Raw genomic sequence first — 17,032 nt, forward strand, 5'->3', positions numbered from 1 at the left:
CTTTGACCTAGTGTAGCAAAATTTCTACACTTACAGAACCAGCATTCTATAAGACAAAAAACAGTCCTGAGCAAGATCAAAGCATCGCTTTGATCACAGCGTAGGACTGTTCTTTTAAGACAGCAGATATATTACGAATTATTCAATACGTTCGCCATGTTGGCTTAAATCCAGACCCATGCGTTCATCATCAGCGTTAACACGGATACCAATCACAAGATCAATCACTTTAAGAATTACAAAAGTCGCTACACCACTGTAAATCATGGTTGCCAATACACCTTCAACTTGTACCCATAATTGACCAGCGAAGGTTGGAGCTAAGGTAACGTTGGCTGCTTTAATAATTTCATCACTGTAAAATACGCCAGTTAAAATCGCACCGACAATACCACCTACAGCATGTAAACCAAACGCATCCAAAGCATCATCGGCTTTAAGTAAGCGTTTAAGTGCGGTAATACCCCAGAAGCACACTACGCCACCGATAAGGCCCATGACTAAAGCACCGCCTACACCGACGAAACCTGCTGCTGGCGTAATCACAACCAAACCAGCGACAGCACCAGAAGCACCACCTAATACAGACGCTTTACCGCGAATCATACGTTCAACTACTAACCAAGAGAACGCAGCAGCAGCGGCAGCAACTTGAGTCACTAAAATTGCCATGCTTGCACGAGCACCAGCACCTAGAGCACTACCGCCGTTAAAGCCGAACCAACCTACCCAAAGTAAGCTTGCACCCACTACAGTTAAAGTCAGGTTATGCGGAGCCATAGATTCACGGCCAAGGCCAATACGTTTTCCAAGCATGTAAGCCGCAACTAGACCTGCAACACCTGAGTTGATATGTACAACTGTACCACCAGCAAAATCTAATGCGCCTGCTTTAAATAACCAACCATCTGCCGCCCAAACCCAGTGAGTAATTGGTGCATAGACTACGAGTACCCAAACTGCAATAAAAACCATGAAAGCTGAATACTTCATGCGGTCTGCAATAGAACCACTTAGAATTGCAACTGTAATAATGGCAAAGGTCATTTGGAAAATAACAAAGAGACTTTCAGGAATTGTCCCACTCAATGCATCAAACGCGACTCCGTTTAGCATTGCTTTAGACAAATCACCAAAAAATGCACCTGTGCCAGAGAACGCGATTGAATACCCAGCAATCACCCACACTAAACTGACTAAAATTGCAGCGGACAGGCTGAACATCATCGTACTGAGTACATTTTTTTTACGTACCATACCGCCGTAGAATAATGCCAACCCCGGAATGGTCATTAATAGAACCAATGCGGTTGAAACTAAAATCCAAGAGGTATCACCCGTATCAAGAGTAGGTGTTGGTGCTGGAGCTGCCGGAGTTTCAGCAACTGGTGCTTCTGCAGTGGTTGCAGTAGCTTGAGATGTTGATGTAGCCGCAACTTCCGATGTAGGCGTTGTTACAGCATCTTCTGCCCAAACGGCAGTACCACCCAAAAGAGCGCCTGATAGACTCAGCGCCATAAGCATTTTTTTCATTCGTGTCCCCCAACCTCATTTGCGAGTTATTTTCTACTCAGCAAGCTTTGTGCCAATTAGACAGCATCTGGTCCAGTTTCACCCGTACGGATACGGATTACTTGTTCCAGGTTAGTCACAAAAATCTTACCATCGCCAATTTTTCCTGTGCTTGCTACACGTGTAATTGATTCAATTACCGCGTCGACCATTTCATCACTAATCGCAATTTCGATTTTTACTTTAGGTAAGAAATCAACCACATACTCCGCGCCACGGTAGAGTTCTGTATGTCCTTTTTGACGACCAAAACCTTTAACTTCAGTTACGGTAATCCCTTGTACACCAATGTCAGAGAGCGCTTCACGCACATCATCCAATTTAAACGGTTTTACAATTGCAGTTACAAGCTTCATGTTTGTTTCCTTCGGCTTCTTTTCACCAGTAAGGTTTTATGTTCAATTTTCATGCCAATATTTCAAAGGTTGAGGGAAATGAATCTATTGCATGAACTTTCTTTATAACCTATTTAGTGATCAAGATGTAGATGAGCTATTAAAAATAAAATGAATTTTCAGTATGTTTACATGCTGATTTAATGTTCTATTTGTACTAAAAGAATTGAAACCTATATCCCACCTTCAAGCAGTGGTAAACTGTAAACCATAAGGTAATACAACACTTTGGATATTTCATGCTAGAAACTTTATTACAGGCCATTCTGGAACAAATTGATGAGCCTAAAAAAGATTTGGAAAAAAATTTACGTGCATTATTAAATGAAGCAGTCGAAAAGTTAGATCTTGTTTCCAGACAAGAAATTGACCGCCAAAAGACCGCACTGCAATCGGCTAACCAACGTTTAGCAGAGCTACAAAAACAAGTGGAACTATTAGAAGAAACTTTAAAGAATAAAAAATAAGCACCAATGTAGCGCACTTATACTTTACAACGATTAAAAATGAAGCACCATAATGGAACAACAAAATGTCTTTTTCTAAAATTTATACCCGGGGACTTTTGGGTTTACATGCACCTCTTATTGAAGTAGAAGTACATGTGAGTCAAGGCTTACCTTCTCTTACCATTGTAGGCCTAGCCGAAGCGGCAGTAAGAGAAAGTAAAGACCGAGTTCGCTCGGCGATTATTAACAGTGGATTTCAATTTCCGACTAAACGACTAACCATTAATCTTGCACCAGCAGATTTGCCCAAAGATGGTTCACGTCTAGATTTACCAATTGCTTTAGGTATTTTAATTGCCTCTGGTCAGCTCCCAGAAAACTGTGCCGAAGATTTTGAATTTATTGGAGAGTTAGCGCTTGATGGTCATGTAAGGCCAGTGTCAGGTACTTTAACTTTGGCAATGGCGTGTCAACAAGCCAAACATAAAATGCTTTTACCGCTTGATAACAGTCAGGATATTAGTCACTTACCTGACTTTAAATGTTATCCAGTGAGTCACTTAAAAGAAGTCTGTGAACATTTTTTGGGCACAAAGTCTCTATCTTCGGTTGAGCCTACAACCACTTCAAACCAAATGCCTTATAAATTTGACCTTGCAGATGTAAAAGGTCAGCTACGCCCACGTCGTGCACTCGAAATTGCTGCTGCTGGGGGGCACTCCTTACTTTTTAAAGGACCACCTGGCACAGGTAAAACTTTACTCGCCTCAAGGCTTCCTTCAATTTTACCGCCTCTGACTAATCAAGAAACGCTTGAAGTTGCTAGCATTTATTCTATTTCAAATACATCACATACTTTTGGTCAGCGACCATTTCGAGCGCCCCATCATACAGCATCAGCGATTGCACTCGTTGGGGGCGGTTCTCACCCTAAACCGGGCGAAATTACATTATCGCATTTAGGAGTACTTTTTTTAGATGAGCTCCCCGAGTTTGATAGAAAAGTACTCGAAGTCTTACGCCAGCCGCTTGAGTCAAAAGAAATCATTATTTCACGAGCAGCTCGGCAAATTACTTACCCGGCTAACTTCCAACTGATTGCGGCGATGAACCCATGTCCATGCGGCTATGCATTTAATCAAGATAGTCGTTGCCAGTGTTCACCTGAGAGTATTAAGCGCTATCAAAACCGTATATCGGGGCCATTACTTGACCGTATCGATTTACATATTGATGTACCACCGTTAAAGGCCCAAGAGCTACAAGATCCAACGCCTGTTGAAGATTCAAGTAGTGTTCGACAACGTGTGATTTATGCTTATGAACAACAGATTCAAAGACAAAATTGTTTAAATCAAGCGCTTTCGCCGAAACAGCTAGAACAACATGCTGTACTTGATAGTACTTCTCAACGAATGATTGAAATGGCTCAACAACGTTTAAATTTATCGGCCCGCGCTTATCATCGTGTTTTACGAGTAGCGCGGACCATTGCCGATTTAGCTCAAAGTGAAGTGATTCAAAGCTCTCACCTTACAGAAGCATTATCCTATCGAGGAAATAGTTAACAAATGAAAAAAACAGCGGATCGTGAGTCCGCTGTTTTTTAATATTTATATGAGTTGTTAATTAAAGAATTTATTACTGTCTATATAAAAAGGCAAAGAGGACGCTATGAAAATTTTGGCTATATCCGGCAGTGCAAGAGAGGCATCGACAAATACAGCGCTATTACGAGCAATGAAAGATATAGCACCGTCCAGTATTGAATTTTCAGTTTTCGATCAAATTAATACTTTGCCTATCTTTTCTCCGGATGATGAAGGAGAAAAAACGCCTGCTGTAGTAGAAGAATTTATCAAATCTGTTTCTGCCTCAGATGGCATTATCATCTCAAGTCCTGAATATATCCGTTGTATTCCAGGCGGTCTTAAAAATGCAATTGACTGGATGGTTTCCCGCACCGAAATCATAGACAAGCCTATCGTTCTAGTTCATGCATCTAGCCGCGGCGACGATATGCTAGTTTCTTTAAGAAGAGTACTTTCGACAGTGAGTAGCAATTTTTTTGAAGATTTATTTTTACGCTTCTCTCTTCTTAGCAAATCGCCTGAACAAATTGTTGAGATGCTACAAACTGAAGAATATAAGTCACAAATTACACCGTTCCTGCTTAGCTTTGTCTCAGAGATTCAAAAGTATCAAGATCAATTAGAGTAAGCTGATCACCGTGTTTACGAGTAGCACGGACCATTGTCGATTTGGTTCAAAGTGATGTAATTCAACGTCCTCTCCTTACCAAAGTGCTGTCTTATCAGAGATAATCAGCACTAAGATTAGAACAAAGGATTATGAGTCCGCTGTTCTTTTATTAAGAACCTCATTTAACTTCTCGATTAAAGAAGTAATTTCTTTCTCTGATAAAGCTGCAAAGCCAAAACGCATACAACGATTAGAAGAATCATCCTGTCTAAACTTATGCTCTGTATCCATGTTGAGTTCGTCTAATTTTAAGGCCTGCTCTTTAGTAAAAGATTCCTGGAATTTCACCCATAAAGCCATTCCGCCTGCTGGAGGTTGAATCTGAACATCACCTGAAAAAACTCTGCTAAATTCAGTTAAAGCATGGTCACGGCGTAACTGATATATTTTTTTCATTTTACGAATATGTCGTTTGATTTCACCGCGCTGCATTAAATCTGCTAAAGCAAGTTCGGTAATATTATTACCTTGTCGATCGATCAATAAAATATCTTCGGTAATGGATTGAATGACTGATGCAGATGCCACGATGTATCCCAAGCGAATACCGGGTGCAAAGACCTTAGATAATGAGCCAACATGAATGACCAGCTCAGAATGAGGCAAACTCGCTAAGGGTGGCATAGGCCGACTGTCATAGTGGAATTCATGATCATAATCATCTTCAATAATATAAAAACCCCATTTTTTTGAAAGTTCTAAGAGCTGAAGACGGCGACTCATTGGCATCGTGACAGTTGTGGGATATTGATGATGTGGAGTTGTATAAATGGCAGCAACTGAATGTTCTTGTAAAATCCTTTCAAAATCGTCAATGACAATACCTTGTTCATCTAATTTGACAGAAACGACCTGAAACCCATTCGACTGAAACGCTTTAAAAGCAGAGGGATAATACAGCTCTTCAACTACAATCACTCCCTGTCGATTAGGTAGTGCACGGGATGCAAGAAAAATTCCCATCTGGCTGCCACGTACAATACAAATCTCATCTTCCGCAACACTCATAAAACGTTCCATCGACAACATTTTTTGTAAGGCTTGTCTTAACTCAATCATACCTTGGGGGTTTCCATAACCCATGTACTGGTTTTGGGTAATTTTAATCAATGCATGCCGATAGGCTCTTGAAAATAACTCATACGGAATAAGCCTTGGGTCAGGCACGCCATCGTTGTGTGGATATAAAGTAACTTCTTGAATAGTTGGCCTATCATTAACTTTCCGCTCATTTACAGACTCTATTTTGAGCTGCTTTTCCGGCAAAATATCTGCCACAAATGTGCCTTTTCGAGGACGAGTCACAAGCCAGCCTTGAGCCTCTAATTCTTCATATACCGCTTGTACGGTTTTTCTATTAATTCCCAATTCTTTTGACAAGCTACGAGACCCAGGCAACATAGTCCCTTGCACCAAGCGACCACTTAAAATCTCCTGACTAATCAAGTTGGTCAGTTTTAAAAAAACTGTTTTTTCTTCTCTTTCATCGATACGAAAATGTATTTGCCAAGGTCTTAGCATACTTGCCCCATCTGGACCATATAACTTATAAAAACTGGATGTATTGATTCATCCAGTTGTTTTCTATTCTGCCTTCACCTACTTAATTTGGTCAACTGGACTGGAGAAGAGATGAAGACTGCTTCTGTAAACAAACAAGATCTGATGCAACATGCACAGCAAGACATGCAAAAGTGGATTAGCGATTCAGATTTAACTGACCGTCAAAAGCTCGCACTCACTTGTCGTATTTTATTTGATCATGGCCATGATGTTGGTTTAGCGGGCCAAATTACATGTCGTAGTGAAAATAAAGATTCCTTTATTACTCAACGTTTTGGTTTAGGCTTTGATGAAATTACTGCCTCAAACTTGCTTGAGGTTAATCAAGATTTAGAACCAATCAATCAAGAAGGAATGGCAAACCCAGCCAATCGTTTTCATACGTGGATTTATAAAGAACACCCAGAGGTGAACTGCATTATCCACACGCATCCTACCCATGTAGCAGCACTCTCCATGCTTCAGATTCCGCTCATGATTTCTCAAATGGATGTCTGTGCACTCTACGAAGATTGCTCATTTGTAGGCCATTGGCCGGGTGTTCCTGTAGGTAATGAAGAAGGTATTTTGATTTCTTCTGCTTTGGGTAAAAACCGTGCTGTTTTGTTGTCTCATCATGGTCAACTGGTCACAGGAAAAACCATTGAAGAAGCCTGCAACTTGGCTCTTTTAATTGAACGTGCAGCTCAATTGCAACTGCTAGCGATGTCTGCTGGACAAATTCAGCCTATCCCCCACGATTTGGCCACAGAAGCTCATGACTGGGTATCTACCGACAAACGTAACAAAGTGAACTTTGCTTATTACGCACGTAAAGCTTTGAAAAAACATTCCGACTGCATTTAAAAAGAGACTTCTACCATGAAACTAAACGGTATTATTGGCTACCCTGTCACCCCATTTTCTAATGACAACACCATTAACCTTCCTGTTCTAAAGCAAATGTTGGATTTGCTTATTGAAAATGGCTGTGATGCGATTGCACCTCTAGGCAGTACTGGCGAAAGCGCTTATCTTGAATGGGATGAGTGGTGCTTAGTTGCCAAAACTTCAATTGAAAGCATTAATAAACGCTTACCTGTCATTATTGGGATTTCAGAACTCACGACAGATCAAGCCATCAAAAAGGCCCAAATCGCGCAAAGCTATGGTGCAGATGCACTGATGATCATTCCTGTATCGTACTGGAAACTAACAGATCCAGAGATTTTTGAATATTATCAAGCGATTGCTCAAACGACGACTCTACCAATTATGGTGTATAACAACCCTGCAACCAGTGGTGTTGATATGTCTCCAGAGTTAATCGTGCGTATGTTTAATCAGATTCCAAACATTACGATGGTGAAAGAAAGTAGCGGTGATATTCAGCGTATGCATCAAATTTATGAGCTATCAAAAGGAGAACTCCCGTTTTATAACGGCTGTAATCCTCTAGCTTTAGAAGCCTTATGTGCAGGAGCTAGTGGTTGGTGTACAGCAGCGCCTAATCTATTAGGTCAGCTCCCCCAACAACTTATTCAGCATGTGAAAAATAGTAATTTAAATCAGGCTCAAAAAGCATTTTACCAGCAACTTCCTCTACTACGCTTTATCGTAAGCGGTGGTTTACCTAAAACGATTAAAGCAGGTTTGCAGCTAAAAGGTATTTCTGCGGGTACGCCACGTAAACCTCTGATCAAAGCAAATGATGTTGAGCTTAGTCACTTAAAACAGTTACTTGCTCAAATAGAGGACTAATAAAAAAGCGGGCAATAAACCCGCTTTTTTTACCGCATAAACTTAGAATGTTTTAGTTAAACTAAACACTAAGCCTGTGTCATAAGGTTTTTTACCAGCATCAGTCATACCAGAAGTGCTAATGTCTGTACCAACGACGTCTAGCTCAGCGACAATACCCAAAATGTTATAATTCACGCCCACTTTATAATCGATATAGCTATCGTCTTCACCTGGTCCACCCGCAACTACAAGTAAAGAGTCTTTATTTTTGAGTTTGTTATATCCAACTGAAGCAAGTCCAGTGAAGCCTGTGTCTGCAATTGGTGCTGAATAACCTAGGTTAAAGTACCAGAACTCATCAGAGTGACCCCAATAATCATCTGAATAGCTTACGCCCACACTAAGTGCATCACCTTTAAATAAAGAATCAGCAAAAGTTAATTTCCCGTAAAATTCATTAAAGTCAAAACCAGTATCCCCATTGTATGGGTTAGTAAATTTTGAGTCAGAACCAATATAGCCGTAATGAATTACACCTACGTCATAGGTCGGTGCCAGCTTATCTGACAGTTTTAATGTATTTGTATAACCTAAAGAGATATCGGTTTCAGTTGAAACGCCAGGTGTATTAAAGTCAACGCTTGAACCCCACAGCGCGACATAGGCACCTGACTTATGAGAAAAAGTAAAACCACCTTGAATGGCTGGGTTATTTGACGATTGTGTAACACCGCGGAAGCGGTAGTCTGTAGTTGCCGCTACACTACCTGTTGCAGTGATACCATAAAAAGATGGTGCTTCTTCAGCCATAGCCATGGTTGAACCAGCTGCGAAAATACCAAGACCTAAGGTCTTAAGTGCAAATTTCATCATTTTGATCTCCCCCATAATGAATGCACGATTTATGTATATAAAACACATTGTGTTACTTAAGCTTTAGCAATTGCTGTGCCAAGTCCATATTCCCCTTCGCTGCATATCATTAATATTGAAATAAAAATATCTCTACAATAAAAATTCCATTTTATTTTTATAAAAATATATTGATAAAAAACAATATTATAAAATAATACATCTATCCGATTAGAAAAGAGCAACATGAGAAAACACCTTGTCGGAAATAAATTAGCGACGTCAGCAGTATCCATTTACTCAATGTAAAATTTCTATTTAAACTTAAATAAGAAATATAAAAATTACGTAAATTTCTTAAAGCCGAGCTTGTAATGGTCTGTGAATGGGCATTTCTTTTAATTAGATTTCTTCATTTTTTTCTGTTTTGAAACTTATGAACTATTTTGGGTCTTTTTTAAGCAATAATATGAGCAAAAAGAGTAATGCACAAAATTTACGCAGAATATCGCACTAAATTTGATCAAATCAACTAAATTCCATTAGCTTATTATAGTGATCTCTTTTTGCACATCATGCATTAAAAATAATGTTATATAGTAACATTTTAGAGAGCATTGAAAATAAACCGTTAAAAAAATCAACTTAAGAGGAGATTAAAAAGTAAACATATCCACCAAAAAAGAGTAAAAAATGAACACAAGAATCAACTATTTTTTGAGCTTAGAATATAAAATAAATGGTAAAAATCCACTAAAAAATAAATTACTTTTTTTATTTTAAACAATACATTAAGTATAAAAGCTTAATAGTAAATTTAGTAAACAACCAGTAACACATTAATCAATTTCTGCATAGCATATATAAAATAAAATCAACAAAAATATATCTTTTTTATAGATTACTTATACAATTGATTCAAATCCTAGGCCCTGAACAATAACAAGGCACAGGATTTATCGTTTTTATGAGGTTCTTTAAATATGCTAAATGCACAAAAACTTACATTAGCAGTTCTCATTTCTGCGGCAATAATTTCCTCAGCTCAGGCAAGTGAGCAAAGTGAGGCAAAAGGATTTGTTGAAGATGCGAACGGTTCTATTCTCTTCCGTACAGGTTATATTCAACGTGACAAGAAAAATAACGTTGAAGATGACAGTTCATTTGCTCAATCAGCAATCGTTACGCTAGATTCCGGCTTTACCAAAGGTATTGTTGGTTTTGGTGTTGGCGCAGTTGGTGATTTTTCATTCAAAATCGGTGCAAATAACAATAACGGCAATCAAATGATTCCTCGTTACAATGGCGTACGTGAAAATCCGTACGATCAATGGACACGTGGTGGCGGTAGCGTAAAAGCTCGTTTCTCGAATACGACTGTACGTTATGGTACTCAAGTACTTGATTTGCCTGTTCTTGCAAGTAACACTGCACGTATGGTTCCTGAATATTTCACAGGTACATTGTTAACCAGCCATGAAATTAAAGATTTAGAAGTAATTGCTGGTAAATTCACTAAAAACCAATATTCTGACCAAATTGCGACAGACCAAAATGGTTTAGATAGTGCCATTGTTTGGGGTGCAAAATATAAGTTTGATGATCAACTCAACGGTTCTTACTACGGCGTTGATGTAAAAGACAAACTTGATCGCCATTATGTCAATGTGAACTACAAGCAACCTCTTGCTAATGACAGCTCACTTACTTATGACTTCAGTGGTTATCATACTAAATTTGATAAAAATGCTGCACTTTGGTACACAACTGGCCCGGCTGGTGAAGACAAAATCAATAATATTTGGGCGCTTTCGGGAACATATGCGACTGGCCCACATAGTGTGATGTTAGCTTACCAACAAAACAGCGGTAATATTGGCTATAACTATGGTGCGAACCAAGATGGCGGCCAAAGTGTGTATTTGCCAAACTCTTACCTGTCTGACTTCATCGGTAATGATGAAAAATCTGCACAAATCCAATATAGTCTCGACTTTGGTAAGTTAGGTGTATTACCAGGCTTAAACTGGACTACAGCTTATGTATATGGTTGGGATATCAAAACATCTAACGGTGCAGATGACTCAAACGAAAGCGAATTCTTCAACCAAGTGAAATACACGGTTCAAAGTGGTTTTGCTAAAGGTTCAAGCCTACGTTTACGTAATTCGATCTACCGTGCAGACAGCGCTTATAATACAGACTATATGCCTGACACTAATGAATGGCGTATTTTCCTTGATATTCCTGTGAAATTATTCTAATTCATAGATCTATCAAGCATAAAAAAACCTACGTCTGGCAACAGATGTAGGTTTTTTATTAAGCTCAAAATATCAATTGAGAAACTCTGAGCTTATAAATCAAAGCTTATTTAGCAGCTTCAATTGCTTTTAGTACTTCAGCTTTAGCAACATCAGCACCTTCCCAACCACTGATTTTTACCCACTTACCTGGTTCTAAATCTTTATAGTGACTGAAGAAATGCTCAACTTGGCTAATCAACAATGGAGGAAGATCTGTATATTCCTTCACATCTTTGTAAAGTGGAGACAATTTTTCGTGTGGAACAGCGATTAATTTCGCATCGATACCACCGTCATCTTCCATTTTTAATTTGCCCACCGGACGGCAACGAATTACAGAACCAGCAGCAACAGGATGTGGAGTTACAACAAGTACGTCTAACGGGTCGCCATCTTCAGACAAAGTATTTGGAACATAACCATAGTTCGCTGGATAGAACATTGCTGTGCCCATGAAACGGTCTACAAACAATGCATCAGAATCTTTGTCGATTTCATATTTAATTGGTGCTGCATTTGCAGGAATTTCAATGATGACATAGATGTCATTTGGGGCATCTTTACCTGCTGGGATATCGCTGTAACTCATATCAATACTCTTTCGTTATGAAGTCAGATGTAAAATCCACTCGATTATAGCGTGGATATCATCAAAATGATGCCGATTATACAATGCGCACACGCGAAAGTTGATATGAATGATGACAGAATGACACTCAAGTCAGTTTAATCGTGACCACTAATAAGAAGATTGGACACAATATAGATAAGAACCAGACAATCGAGCGTAAAGTTGCCCAATTACTTAAATAGCAGATCCCATAAATAACTCTTAAAATAATATATGCCCAACCTAATCTCAGAATAAAATATTCTGGAACAACCATATATTCGGCCATTAAAATAGCCGTTAAGAATAAAGGTAAGCTTTCAAAACTATTTTGTTGTACGGCATTAGCGCGAGCAGCCAGACCAGTTGTTTTGGCAAAAAAAGCTCTCGGGTTTTGATTATCGGCAGGCTGAAAACCACCTGTAATTTTTGCAATTGCGGTAAATGCATATGGCAGTAAACATGCCACTAAAATAATATAGATAATGCCGCTGATGCCCTGCATAGTGCCATCCATCACTGAAAATACTGTTGATCATGCTATCATAACATTGCGTTTTTACCTGAAATTTTATGCAATCACTTGTCAACACTGATGAATAGGGCCATGTATGCAACAACCTGATCAAAAAGAATTGTTTGAAGTCTTGGATAAGCAAAAACAGAATCAACTTCAGATAGATCGCATATTAAAGATCGTACTCCCTATTGTCGCTTTTTTACTGAGTGTGATTTGTGCAAATTTAAATTGGCAATCTACACTTGGCACCTTTGTTATTTTAACAATTACCTTTATTGCTGTTGGTATTAAACGACTTCCTTTGTGGCACTGGCTCATTGTGATTACGATATATTGCTTAGCAGATAATTATTTAAGTTATGGTCAGCTTGATTTAACTCACCTACGCCTGCAACTCGGCACAATGCTTGTTTTTGTGGGGATGGTTGGAATTGGACGCCCTTATATAGACCGCTGGTTTATAAAAAGTCATAAAATATAAAATAAAAAAAGCGCCCTAAGGCGCTTTTTTATTAACCGATTAAGCTGGTTTACGTAAGTCTTTACGTAAAATTTTGCCTACATTTGATTTTGGTAATTCATCCATAAACTCAACATAACGAGGGCGCTTATAGCCTGTTAAGTTCTCTTTAGCAAAGCTCAAAACTTCTTCAGTCGTTAGGCTTTGATCTTTTTTCACAATAAAGAGTTTTGGCACTTCACCTGATTTTTCATCTGGAACACCAATCGCTGCAACTTCCAATACTTTTGGATGTTTAGCAATAACTTCTTCGATTTCACTTGGGTAAACGTTAAAGCCAGAAACCAAAATCATATCTTTTTTACGATCTACAATTTTTGTATATCCACGGCTATCCATAACACCGATATCGCCCGTACGGAAGAAACCATCTGCTGTCATGACTTTAGCTGTCTCATCAGGACGTTTCCAGTAGCCTTTCATGACTTGTGGTCCACGAATCGAGATTTCGCCTTGCTCACCTAAAGCAACTTCTTTACCGTCATCATCTAAAATGGCAACTTCAGTTAAAGGTAACGGAATACCAATTGTGCCACTAAATTCAGTAGAAGCAGGTGGATTTGCAGTTGCTACTGGTGAGGTTTCTGACAAGCCATAACCTTCAATAATGGTTGTGCCAGTAATTTTCTTCCAAGCTTCTGCTGTAGAAGATAAAACAGCCATACCACCGCCCATCGCCATTTTTAACTTGCTATGGTCAAGTTGTCTGAATTCTTCATTATTGACTAAAGCATTAAACAATGTATTTACTGCTGGGAAGAATGATGGTTGATATTTACGCAGCTCGTTAATAACAGCTGGTAAATCACGAGGGTTCGGAATCAAGATATTTGCCTGACCTTTATACATACCGTACATCGCGCAAACCATGAACGCAAAAATATGATAAAGCGGCAATGCACAAACAATACGATCGCCTTTAGCGCCATCGTTTGCTCCAAATTTACTTTGGAAAATGCCATCACACTGAAGTAAGTTTGCTACAAGATTACGATGAGTAAGCTCTGCACCTTTTGAAACACCTGTCGTACCACCAGTATATTGAAGTACAGCCGTATCACTTAAAGTTAAACTCGGGCGCTTATAATTACTTGAGTTTTCTTTATTTAATGCTGAATTAAACTTAACGTACCCAGGAATATTCCAAGCTGGAATTTGCTTACGTACTTTACGTAATACAAAGTTCACTAGAGTACCTTTAAGTGTACCCAGCATATCTCCTACAGTAGCAATTACAACATGCTTCACTGGAGTTTTACCTAAAATGCTTTGATACACACTAGCGAAGTTTTCAATAATTACGAGTACTTCTGCACCTGAGTCATTTAATTGATGCTCAAGCTCACGTGCCGTATAAAGCGGATTAACATTCACTAATACCAAGCCTGCACGTAACACAGCTAATGCAACTACAGGATACTGCAACACATTCGGCATCATTACTGCAACACGAGTTCCTTTTGCTAACCCCAAATTTTGCAAATAGGTCGCGAACTTACGGCTTGCAAGTTCTAACTCATTAAATGACATCGCCTTATCCATGAAGATAAAGGCATCACGAGAACCAAATTTTTGGAAATTACTCTCAAAAATATCAACAAGTGAGGTATTTTCTGCAGGCAATTCTACTGTTTCTGGAATCCCTGTCTTTTGGTATTCTGCAAACCAAATTTTTTCCATAATGCCATTATCTCCGATTCGTAATCCTTAGTAATAACTGTTATTCAATGCCCCAGCTATTCTTTAGCTTCTTGGTGCCAGAACATATTTAAAACTTATTGGCACATTCATGACACTTTCGAACAAGATTATGAGACAGAAATTTTGACAATTTGACCCTGTCAATTTTTTTTGCATGGAGTACAAATTACGTACTCCAAATTGCTGTCCTTTTAATCATTATTCAATACCAACAAGTTCAGTTCATTGCTTGAACATGTTGCCATATATAGCGTATTTATGTTGCCAGACGCTAGCTTTATCTCTGAATCAACAGTTTATTTGCTTTTTGATATCCACGTGGTAAGAGCTGACCTTTTGAAGCTCGTTTACCTATGTATTTTTGTAGATCATCACCTTTTAATTTTAAATGTTGTTGACCTGCAACCACCTGAATTATTTCATCTAAGTTCAGGGTTGTCATGGATAAAATTTGCTCTTTCGCTTCAAGTTGTATCAACTTATTACCTTTACCCTTATTTAAGTTCGGCAGTTCAGCCAAATCAATAATTAAGAGTCGCCCTGCTGAGCTGAGCACAGCCAAATGTGTCATATTTTGAGCAGATATTAATGGTAAAGCTTTTGATTTTTCAGGCACCGACAAGAATGTTTTACCTGCCTTGGCATTGGTATCTAGCTGTTTGGCTTGAGTTTTAAATCCATAACCTGATGTACTAGCAGCGATAAGTTCAGACGCTTCCTCTTCTAGATAAACCTGAATAAACGACACGCCACTTGCAGGAGCAAGTTTGGAACTTAATGGTTCACCTAAACCTCTTGCTGATGGCAAACTGCTGATAGGTAAAGCATAACTACGCCCTGTCTCATCAAGGAAATAAATCCGTTGATTGGTTTTGCCCACAGCGTGACTTAAATATTGGTCGCCAGCACGGTAGTTTAAATTTTCTGCATCAACATCTGCACCTTTTGCAGCACGAATCCAACCTGCTTCAGATAAAACCACTGTTACTGTTTCTGCTGGTACAAGGTCTTGTTCTTTAATCTGGACAGCTTCAGCACGCGCTACAATTGGAGAACGGCGCTCGTCACCAAACTTTTTCGCGTCTTCTTTTAATTCACCGATAATCAGGTTCTTTAAAGATTCTGGATTTCCTAATTGCTCACGGATAATTGCTGCTTTTGCTGCAAGTTCATCCTGCTCTTGACGGATTTCCATCTCTTCGAGTTTTGCTAAATGACGTAACTTGAGTTCTAAAATTGCTTCTGCCTGTATCTCATCAATCTTAAAGTGTTCCATCAATACAGGTTTAGGCTGATCTTCTTCACGAATAATACGAATAACCGTATCAATATCAAGATAGGCAATTAAAAGACCTGCCAAAATATGCAGGCGCTTTTCAATTCGGTTTAAATGATATTCTAAACGGCGGGTTACCGTTTTTTTACGGATCTCAATCCATTCCAGCAAAATACGACGAATCGATTTAACCTGAGGACGCCCATCTTCACCAATCATGTTTAAATTAACACGATAGCTTGACTCTAAGTCCGTCGTTGCAAATAAGTGGCTCATCACCGCTTCAGCATCAATACGATTTGAACGAAGTACAATCACTAATCGTGTTGGATTTGCATGATCCGATTCATCACGTATATCCACCACCAATGGTAGCTTCTTAGCCTGCATTTGATCGGCAATTTGAGTAATGACCTTAGAACCCGATACCTGATAAGGCAATTCAGTAATCACGATTTCATTTTTTTCGATGGTGTACACCGCTCGCATGCGGTAACTACCACGACCAGTAGTCTGGATTTTGAGTAATTCTTCTGGTGGAGTAATAATTTCAGCTTTTGTTGGTAAATCTGGCGCTGGAATATATTCAGCCAATTTTTCATCTGAAGTTTGCGGATTACGAATTAAGGCAATCGTTCCTTTAATCACTTCACGTAAATTATGTGGCGGAATATCTGTCGCCATACCAACAGCAATCCCCGTTGTGCCGTTGAGGAGAATATTAGGAATACGTGCTGGCAACGTAATGGGTTCTTTTAATGAACCATCAAAGTTATCTTGCCAGTCAGTTGTGCCCTGCCCTAACTCATTTAACAATAACTCACTGTAGGCAGAAAGTTTTGCTTCGGTATAACGCATCGCAGCAAATGACTTAGGATCATCTGGCGCCCCCCAGTTACCTTGTCCTTCAATTAAAGGATAGCGATAACTAAAAGGCTGTGCCATCAATACCATGGCTTCATAACATGCCGAGTCGCCATGAGGATGGTATTTACCGAGTACATCACCGACTGTACGAGCTGATTTTTTTGGCTTACCACTATTTTTCAGCCCTAATTCGCTCATGGCAAATACAATACGGCGCTGTACAGGCTTTAAACCATCACTGATATGTGGCAATGCACGGTCCATGATGACGTACATGGCATAATTCAGGTAAGCCTGTTCAGTAAATTCGGCTACAGAGCGGTTTTCTGTCGCTTGATGCGCAAGGCTGGTCATAGTCAGCTTATCTTCCAAATCAGTCGTTATTTTAAATGAGTCTTATGCTAAGTGGGCTATGTT

The 17,032-nt window shown here is 39.2% G+C and carries 15 protein-coding genes; 7 read left to right on the forward strand and 8 right to left on the reverse strand.

Annotated features, from left to right (window positions below; genetic code table 11):
• Positions 1-138: 138 nt before the first annotated feature.
• On the reverse strand, positions 139-1,533 hold the full coding sequence (locus tag ACB088_RS15095; protein ID WP_092709649.1) for an ammonium transporter: 1,395 nt from the start codon (positions 1,531-1,533) through the stop codon (positions 139-141).
• Between the two features lie 56 nt (positions 1,534-1,589).
• Complete coding sequence (glnK, locus tag ACB088_RS15100; protein ID WP_000780326.1) at positions 1,590-1,928, reverse strand: P-II family nitrogen regulator; 339 nt, start codon at positions 1,926-1,928, stop codon at positions 1,590-1,592.
• A gap of 278 nt (positions 1,929-2,206) precedes the next feature.
• Between glnK and ACB088_RS15105 the strand changes: the two genes are divergently transcribed.
• The 3 genes from ACB088_RS15105 (at position 2,207) to ACB088_RS15115 (ending at position 4,636) form a co-directional block, all read left to right on the forward strand.
• Positions 2,207-2,434: an accessory factor UbiK family protein gene (locus tag ACB088_RS15105; RefSeq protein WP_003654412.1), complete on the forward strand. Its 228-nt coding sequence runs from the start codon at positions 2,207-2,209 to the stop codon at positions 2,432-2,434.
• A 65-nt stretch (positions 2,435-2,499) separates the two neighbouring features.
• Positions 2,500-3,984, forward strand: coding sequence for a YifB family Mg chelatase-like AAA ATPase (locus tag ACB088_RS15110; RefSeq protein WP_375037343.1), 1,485 nt, complete (start codon positions 2,500-2,502; stop codon positions 3,982-3,984).
• Positions 3,985-4,090: 106 nt separating this feature from the next.
• Positions 4,091-4,636: an NADPH-dependent FMN reductase gene (locus ACB088_RS15115; protein ID WP_209734556.1), complete on the forward strand. Its 546-nt coding sequence runs from the start codon at positions 4,091-4,093 to the stop codon at positions 4,634-4,636.
• A 129-nt stretch (positions 4,637-4,765) separates the two neighbouring features.
• Here the strand turns inward: ACB088_RS15115 and ACB088_RS15120 are convergent, their stop codons facing one another.
• The gene (locus ACB088_RS15120) at positions 4,766-6,199 is read right to left on the reverse strand and encodes a PLP-dependent aminotransferase family protein (RefSeq protein WP_375037344.1); all 1,434 of its coding nucleotides are present in this window, start codon (positions 6,197-6,199) and stop codon (positions 4,766-4,768) included.
• Positions 6,200-6,310: 111 nt separating this feature from the next.
• Here ACB088_RS15120 and ACB088_RS15125 point away from each other — a divergent pair, with 111 nt between their 5' ends.
• Both ACB088_RS15125 and ACB088_RS15130 read left to right on the forward strand, forming a co-directional pair.
• Positions 6,311-7,087, forward strand: a complete 777-nt coding sequence (locus ACB088_RS15125; RefSeq protein WP_270903179.1) for an aldolase — start codon at positions 6,311-6,313, stop codon at positions 7,085-7,087.
• Positions 7,088-7,102: 15 nt separating this feature from the next.
• Entirely contained in the window at positions 7,103-7,981 is an 879-nt protein-coding gene (locus ACB088_RS15130) for a dihydrodipicolinate synthase family protein (RefSeq protein ID WP_375037345.1), read from the forward strand.
• Positions 7,982-8,023: 42 nt separating this feature from the next.
• On the opposite strand, the gene ACB088_RS15135 is transcribed toward ACB088_RS15130, so the two are convergent.
• Positions 8,024-8,836, reverse strand: coding sequence for a TorF family putative porin (locus tag ACB088_RS15135; RefSeq protein ID WP_045437199.1), 813 nt, complete (start codon positions 8,834-8,836; stop codon positions 8,024-8,026).
• Between the two features lie 962 nt (positions 8,837-9,798).
• On the opposite strand from ACB088_RS15135, the gene ACB088_RS15140 reads away from it, so the two are divergent.
• Positions 9,799-11,079: an OprD family outer membrane porin gene (locus ACB088_RS15140; protein WP_375037346.1), complete on the forward strand. Its 1,281-nt coding sequence runs from the start codon at positions 9,799-9,801 to the stop codon at positions 11,077-11,079.
• A gap of 106 nt (positions 11,080-11,185) precedes the next feature.
• On the opposite strand, the gene ppa is transcribed toward ACB088_RS15140, so the two are convergent.
• Together ppa and ACB088_RS15150 are read right to left on the reverse strand one after the other, a co-directional pair.
• Positions 11,186-11,710 carry an inorganic diphosphatase gene (gene ppa, locus ACB088_RS15145; protein WP_003654399.1) on the reverse strand — a complete coding sequence of 175 codons (525 nt, stop codon included), beginning with the start codon at positions 11,708-11,710 and terminating at the stop codon, positions 11,186-11,188.
• Between the two features lie 127 nt (positions 11,711-11,837).
• Complete coding sequence (locus ACB088_RS15150) at positions 11,838-12,236, reverse strand: MAPEG family protein (protein WP_003654397.1); 399 nt, start codon at positions 12,234-12,236, stop codon at positions 11,838-11,840.
• A 106-nt stretch (positions 12,237-12,342) separates the two neighbouring features.
• Between ACB088_RS15150 and ACB088_RS15155 the strand changes: the two genes are divergently transcribed.
• On the forward strand, positions 12,343-12,732 hold the full coding sequence (locus ACB088_RS15155) for a hypothetical protein (RefSeq protein ID WP_005037366.1): 390 nt from the start codon (positions 12,343-12,345) through the stop codon (positions 12,730-12,732).
• A gap of 39 nt (positions 12,733-12,771) precedes the next feature.
• On the opposite strand, the gene ACB088_RS15160 is transcribed toward ACB088_RS15155, so the two are convergent.
• Positions 12,772-14,451 (reverse strand): long-chain-fatty-acid--CoA ligase, encoded by a 1,680-nt coding sequence (locus ACB088_RS15160; protein ID WP_375037347.1) that lies wholly within the window; start codon positions 14,449-14,451, stop codon positions 12,772-12,774.
• 298 nt (positions 14,452-14,749) lie between these two features.
• Positions 14,750-16,969, reverse strand: a complete 2,220-nt coding sequence (gene parC / locus ACB088_RS15165; protein WP_375037348.1) for a DNA topoisomerase IV subunit A — start codon at positions 16,967-16,969, stop codon at positions 14,750-14,752.
• Between the last annotated feature and the right edge of the window lie 63 nt (positions 16,970-17,032).

It is taken from the genome of Acinetobacter sp. RW6 (assembly GCF_041956835.1).
Lineage (GTDB): Bacteria > Pseudomonadota > Gammaproteobacteria > Pseudomonadales > Moraxellaceae > Acinetobacter > Acinetobacter calcoaceticus.